The organism is Dactylosporangium siamense (assembly GCF_016862795.1).
GTDB lineage: Bacteria > Actinomycetota > Actinomycetes > Mycobacteriales > Micromonosporaceae > Dactylosporangium > Dactylosporangium siamense.
Window position 1 is genome coordinate 1 of the sequence record NZ_BONQ01000100.1, and the last position, 3,837, is coordinate 3,837.

4 protein-coding genes and 1 pseudogene are annotated in these 3,837 nt (G+C 73.2%); all 5 read left to right on the forward strand.

Translation table 11 applies throughout. The features are described from left to right. Nucleotides 1-290 (forward strand): annotated as a pseudogene (locus Dsi01nite_RS32000) (hypothetical protein); the annotation flags it as partial. Next, nucleotides 291-1,397 (forward strand): o-succinylbenzoate synthase, encoded by a 1,107-nt coding sequence (menC, locus tag Dsi01nite_RS32005; RefSeq protein ID WP_203850045.1) that lies wholly within the window; start codon nt 291-293, stop codon nt 1,395-1,397. A gap of 68 nt (nt 1,398-1,465) precedes the next feature. Next, complete coding sequence (locus tag Dsi01nite_RS32010; protein ID WP_203850046.1) at nt 1,466-2,962, forward strand: MFS transporter; 1,497 nt, start codon at nt 1,466-1,468, stop codon at nt 2,960-2,962. A gap of 7 nt (nt 2,963-2,969) precedes the next feature. Continuing rightward, nucleotides 2,970-3,614: a TetR/AcrR family transcriptional regulator gene (locus Dsi01nite_RS32015; protein WP_203850047.1), complete on the forward strand. Its 645-nt coding sequence runs from the start codon at nt 2,970-2,972 to the stop codon at nt 3,612-3,614. Next, nucleotides 3,611-3,837: DNA-3-methyladenine glycosylase (locus tag Dsi01nite_RS32020; protein ID WP_203850048.1), on the forward strand; the 227-nt coding region annotated here is incomplete at its 3' end. The genes Dsi01nite_RS32015 and Dsi01nite_RS32020, both read left to right, overlap by 4 nt.

The following is a 3,837-nucleotide window of genomic DNA, read 5'->3' on the forward strand; positions in this document are numbered from 1 at the left end:
CCCGCGGCGATCGGGTCGTCGTGGATGTGGCGGGTGCGCCGAAGCTCCTGGACCGCACCACGGACGGCGCACCGGTCGCCGGGCACGACATGGACGGCGCGCTGGTCGTACCACATCCGCGGTTGCTCGTGGCGGTGCCCACCGACGTGGAGGACCTGCGGCGGCGCGATCCGGCCGCGGCGACGGCGTGGCGCCTGGCGGTGCGCGCGGCGATGGCCGGGCGGCTGGCGGCCGGATGGCGGGTCGCGGGGGTCTCCCGGGACGGGTTCTATGTGCTGGAGGAAGCGTAGATGCGGTTGGAAGGCTTGGAGCTGCGGCGGATCGCGATGCCCCTCGTCGCGCCGTTCCGCACGTCGTTCGGGACCGAACGCGAACGGGACGTGCTGCTCGTGCGGGCGGTCGGCGCGGACGCCGAGGGCTGGGGCGAGTGCGTGGCGATGGCGGCGCCGCTGTACTCCTCGGAGCACGTCGACGGCGCGGCCGAGGTGATCCGCCGGTTCCTCGCGCCGGCCCTCGCGGGGCGCGACGTGGACGCCTGGACCGTCGAGGCGTTGTTCGCGCCGATCAAGGGGCACCCGATGGCGAAGGCGGCGGTGCAGACGGCGGTGCTCGACGCGGTGCTGCGGGCGGCCGGCACGCCCCTCGGAGGGTTCCTCGGCGCGGTCCGCGACCGGGTGCCGGCCGGGGTCTCGGTCGGCATCATGGACTCGGTCCCGGCGCTGCTGGACGCCGTCGCCGGCTACCTCGACGCCGGGTACCTGCGGATCAAGCTCAAGATCGAGCCGGGCTGGGACGTCGAACCGGTCCGTGCGGTCCGGGAGCGGTTCGGTGACGCGGTGCTGCTGCAGGTGGACGCGAACACCGCGTACACCCTCGGCGACGCGCGGCAGCTCGCCCGGCTCGATCCGTTCGACCTGCTGCTCATCGAGCAGCCGCTGCCGGAGGACGACGTGCGCGGGCACGCGGCCCTGGCGCGGCTGGTCCGCACGCCGATCTGCCTGGACGAGTCGATCGTCAGCGCCCGCGCCGCCGCGGACGCGATCGCGCTCGGCGCGTGCTCGATCGTCAACATCAAGCCCGGCCGGGTCGGCGGCTACCTGGAGGCCCGGCGGGTGCACGACGTGTGCGTCGCCAACGGGGTCGCCGTCTGGGCCGGTGGGATGTTGGAGACCGGGCTGGGCCGGGCCGCGAACGTGACGCTCGCCGCGCTGCCCGGGTTCACGCTGCCCGATGACACGTCCGCCTCGGACCGGTACTACGCCCGCGACATCACCGCGCCCTTCGTCCTGGAGGCCGGGCACGTGGCGGTGCCGGCCGGTCCCGGCATCGGGGTGGCGCCGATCCCGGACGTCCTGGCGGAGGTGACGACCGCCACGTCCTGGATCCCGCTCAAGTAACTTTACAGGTGTTAGCTGACGTGGTTAACCTTACGGGCGTAAACACACGTCCGTAAGGGGTGCTTGCAATGTCCGAACATCCGCGCCGGTGGGCCGCGCTCGCGGTGCTCAGCCTCACCCTCGTCGCCGTCACCCTCGACAACTCCGTGCTGAACACCGCCCTGCCCTCCCTGGCGCACGGGCTGCACGCCACCACGTCGGACCTGCAGTGGATCACCGACGCGTACACCCTCGTCTTCGCCTCGGCGCTGATCCTCGCCGGCAGCCTCGGCGCCCGGCTCGGCTCGCGCCGGGCGCTCATCGGCGGCCTGGTCGTCTTCGGCGGCGGGTCCGCGATCGCGGCGCTGTCCGACACGCCCGCGCAACTGATCGCGTGGCGGGCGGTGATGGGGCTCGGGGCCGCGTTCGTCATGCCGGCCACCCTCGCGATCATCACCCGCATCTTCACGCCCGCGGAGCGGCCGAAGGCGTTCGCGGCCTGGTCGGCGGCGGCCGGCGTCGGCGTGCTCATCGGGCCGGTGACCGGCGGGGCGCTGCTGGAGCACTACTCGTGGAGCAGCGCCTTCTGGATCAACGTGCCCCTCGTCGCCGCTGCGCTGATCGCCGTTTTCCGTCTGGTACCCGCTGTGCCGGCCGTCCGCACGGGCCGTCTCGACGTGCTCGGCGCCGTGCTGTCCACCGCCGCTGTGGCGCTCCTTGTGGACTTCGTGATCCAGGCGCCTTCGCGGGGCTGGGGTGCCCTTGCTGGGCTGTTGGAGCTGGCGGCTTTTGCACTTTTGTCCGTCTTTTTCGTGATCTGGCAGCTCCGGACGTCGTCGCCCCTCGTCCGCCTGGACCTGTTCGCGAACCGGACCTTCCTGCTCGCCGCCCTCTCCCTCGCGGTGGTGTTCTTCGTCCTCTTCGGCACGCTGTTCGAGCTGTCGCAGTACCTGCAGCTGGTGCACGGGTACAGCCCGCTCGTCGCCGGGCTGGGCGCGATGCCGTTCGCCGTCGCCATGGCGACCACGTCGGCGACCTCGGCGCTGCTGTCCAAGCGGCTCGGGGTGCGCTGGACCCTGGTGCTCGGCCTGTCCCTGGCCGTCGTCGGCCTGCTGTCGCTGTCGACCACCGCGGTGCACACCGCGTTCTGGCAGGTCGCGTTCGGCACCGGGATCATCGGCCTCGGCATGGGCATGATGATGGCCCCGGCCAGCCTGCAGATCAGCGGCTCCGTCCCGGCCGAGTACAGCTCCATGGCCGGCGCGCTCAACAGCGTCATCCGGGAGCTCGGCGGCGTCCTGGGCATCGCGGTCCTCGGCACCGTGGTCTCCTCGGCCTACCGCGGCGACCCGGCGCTCGTCCTGCCGGACGCCGACCTGCCGGCCGCGCACGCCGCCGCGGCCGCCCTGCCACCGGCCGAGGCGCAACGGGTCCTGTCCGCCGCCGACGCCGCGTTCACCGCCGCGATGGACCGCGGTGCCCTCGTCGCGGCCGGGATCGCGGTCCTGATGGCCCTGGCGGTGGCGTTCGTCCGGCCCGCCGCACCGGTTCCCGCCGTGCCGGTCCTGGTCCCGCAACCGGCATGATGGACCGATGAACACCTCGGGAGGCCGCACTCGCAACCGCAGGGGCGAGGGCGGCCTCCTGCGTGACGAGATCGTCGCCGCGGCGGAACGCATCCTGGAACGCGAGGGCGACGAGGCCGCGATCACCCTGCGGTCCGTCGCGCGCGAGGCCGGCATCTCCGCCCCCTCGATCTACGCGCACTTCGCCGACCGCGACGCCATCGTCGAGGCCGTCCTCGACATCGCGTTCGAGCGGCTCCGCCAGCTGATCCTGAGCACCGCCGGCACCGACCAGGACGACCCGGTCGTGTCGCTGCTCGCCGGCTGCCACGCCTACGTCGACTTCGCGGTGCGGGAGCCCGCCCGGTACCGGGTCCTCTTCGGCCGCGTCCGCGAGGGCCGTCCCGAGCTGAAGATGCCGCTGCGGATGCAGGACGTGCCGCCCCAGTGGCGCCACCGCCTGCAGGCCTTCGAGGTGCTCGTCGACGGGCTCGCCGCCTGCGTCGCCGCGGGGCGCTCCGACAGCACCGACCCGTTCGTCGACGCGACCACCATCTGGACGGCCATGCACGGCGCGGTCATGATGCGCCAGTTCGTGCCCGGCTTCCCGTGGCCGCCGTTCGACGAGGCCGTCGACGCGCTCGTCCTGCGGATCGGCCGGATCACCGGATGACCCTCGACCTCACCGGCCCCGTCGACACCGCCGCGCGGGCCCTGCTCGGCTGCACCCTCACCGCCAACGGGGTGACGGTCCGCCTCACCGAGGTCGAGGCGTACTCCGGCACCGGCGAGGACCCCGCCTCGCACGCCCACCGCGGCCGCACCCCGCGCAACGCCGTCATGTTCGGCCCGGCCGGCTACGCGTACGTCTACTTCACCTACGGCATGTACTACTG